Origin of the sequence: Tritonibacter sp. SIMBA_163, from assembly GCF_046535935.1 — a bacterium.
Taxonomy (GTDB): domain Bacteria; phylum Pseudomonadota; class Alphaproteobacteria; order Rhodobacterales; family Rhodobacteraceae; genus Epibacterium; species Epibacterium scottomollicae.
The window spans coordinates 1-229 of sequence record NZ_JAWJBP010001547.1 but is presented as its reverse complement, the minus strand read 5'-3'; the positions used below and the strand labels follow the sequence as shown (position 1 = coordinate 229).

Annotated in this window: 1 pseudogene; it reads right to left on the bottom strand. The window is 60.3% G+C overall.

The features are described from left to right. Positions 1-229, bottom strand: a pseudogene (locus tag R0J92_RS27470) (murein L,D-transpeptidase); the annotation flags it as partial.

Sequence of the window (229 nt, the reverse complement as noted above, 5' to 3'; positions counted from 1 at the left end):
CCGAATGCCGACATGGGCCTTGCCTGCGGCAACCGCGCTCCAGTTGACGGCGCTGGCCGAAACCTTCTTGCCGTCCGCATAAACCTCATAGCCGTTGCGGTCGAGATAGCTCGTGTCCCGCATGACCTTCGGCAGCATCTCGTTCAGGATGATGGAGCGCGGCACGCCCCATGACGGGTTGAAAACGACCGGCTGCTCCTTGTTGTAGAAGAAATAGGTCTGGTGGCTC